The organism is Frankia nepalensis, assembly GCF_016786325.1.
GTDB classification, from domain to species: Bacteria; Actinomycetota; Actinomycetes; order Frankiales; family Frankiaceae; genus Pseudofrankia; species Pseudofrankia nepalensis.
This window is the reverse complement of record NZ_JADWYU010000093.1, coordinates 120,906-122,546: the sequence shown is the minus strand read 5'-3', so window position 1 is coordinate 122,546 and position 1,641 is coordinate 120,906. Positions and strand designations below refer to the sequence as shown.

Here is a 1,641-nt window from a genome sequence, read left to right as displayed (position 1 = left end):
GCCGGCACGGCTCACGTGGACCGGCCGGCGGCGAGACTCGCCGCCGGCCGGCTGGCGCGCAACGCGCGCCCGCCAGCACACCCGCCGGATCGCCGATCCGGGAGAAATCCCGGGCTTCGGTTGGCCCGGCGGGAACCCGGCGCGGAACTACTTGACGGTGACGGTGGCGCCGGCGCCCTCGAGGGCGGCCTTCGCCTTGTCGGCGGCCTCCTTGGCGACCTTCTCCAGGACCGGCTTCGGCGCGCCGTCGACCAGGTCCTTGGCCTCCTTGAGGCCCAGGCTCGTCAGGGCGCGCACCTCCTTGATGACCTGGATCTTCTTGTCGCCGGCGGCCTCGAGGATGACGTCGAACTCGTCCTGCTCCTCGACGGCCGGCGCCTCGGCGCCGCCACCGCCCGGACCCGCGACGGCCGCGACCGCGACCGGGGCGGCGGCGGTGACGCCGAAGGTCTCCTCGAACTGCTTCACGAACTCGGACAGCTCGAGCAGCGTCATCTCCTTGAACGCGTCGAGCAGATCGTCCGTCGAAAGCTTCGCCATGGTGGCGGTTCCTTCCTTCTTGTGTGTCTTCGTTCGTCGGGGGTGCGGGCGGATCCGCCCGACCGCGCCCAGCGGCGTGGTCGGGCTCCCGCGGGTGCTACCTGGCTGCCTGCTCGGCCAGCCGACCGGGGTCGGCTATTCGGCGGACGTGGCGGCCGGCGCGGCCTCGGCGGCGCCACCGGCCTCCGCCTCGCGCTTGGCGCGCAGCGCCTCGGCGAGCCGCGCGGCCTGCGACAGCGGGGCGGCGAACAGGCCGACGGCCTTGGCCAGCGAGCCGTTCATGGCCCCGGCCAGCTTCGCCAGCAGGACCTCGCGGGACTCCAGGTCGGCGAGCTTGCTGATGTCGGCGGCCGACATCGGCTTGCCCTCGACGAACCCGCCCTTGACGATCAGAGCCGGGTTGGCGCGGGCGAACTCCCGCAGGCCCTTCGCCGCCTCGACCGGGTCGCCACCGACGAAGGCGACCGCGGTCGGCCCGACGAGCAGGTCGTCGATGCCGGTCACGCCCGCGCGCTCGGCAGCGATCTTGGTGAGGGTGTTCTTGACCACGGCGTAGCTGGTCTCGCTACCCAGCGAGCGGCGCAGCTCGGTGAGCTGGCTGACGGTCAGGCCGCGGTACTCGGTCAGGACAGCCGCGGTGGAGCCACGGAACTGCTCGGTGATCTCCGCCACGGCGGCGCTCTTCTCAGGGTTCGCCATCGGGCTCCTTTGGGGAAAGGTGCCGGCCGCGCCCTAGGGACCCGTGTAAACGACGAACGCCCCGGCGCAGGCGCTCGGGGCGTGAGACCGCCGCGGTCAGGCCAGCCCCGAAGGGCAGCCCGTCAAGGCGGTTCGCGTCCGTCACCTGCGCGGGCCGCCCGGATGACTCCGGGGCCTTCGGCCGTCCCCCGGCGGAGCAGGCGGACGGCGACCAGCGGTCTTCGGTGTGGAACTGTCAACCAGAGTACAGGACGGAAAGCACCTGCATCAGTTAGCTACCGTGCCGGCACCGAGCGCGGAGCACTTCGCCGTCGGCCTGCGGGCAGCCCATCAATGACACGAGCCGTGGGGGGGGCCGCCCCCCCCGGCGGGGCGCCCCCCGCCCCCCCCCCCCCCCCCCCC

2 protein-coding genes are annotated in these 1,641 nt (G+C 73.5%); both read right to left on the bottom strand.

All coding sequences use genetic code 11. The annotated features are described in order from the left end of the window. Positions 1-147: 147 nt before the first annotated feature. A complete protein-coding gene (gene rplL / locus I6A81_RS07460; protein WP_203008476.1) occupies positions 148-540 on the bottom strand; it encodes a 50S ribosomal protein L7/L12 in 393 nt (130 codons plus the stop codon). Between the two features lie 135 nt (positions 541-675). Further along, positions 676-1,239: a 50S ribosomal protein L10 gene (gene rplJ, locus I6A81_RS07455; RefSeq protein WP_203008474.1), complete on the bottom strand. Its 564-nt coding sequence runs from the start codon at positions 1,237-1,239 to the stop codon at positions 676-678. Between the last annotated feature and the right edge of the window lie 402 nt (positions 1,240-1,641).

Coding starts and splice junctions, on each gene's coding strand:
- rplJ (WP_203008474.1), bottom strand. CDS start 1,239: ATGGCGAACCCTGAGAAGAGCGCCGCCGTGGCGGAGATCACCGAGCAG.
- rplL (WP_203008476.1), bottom strand. CDS start 540: ATGGCGAAGCTTTCGACGGACGATCTGCTCGACGCGTTCAAGGAGATG.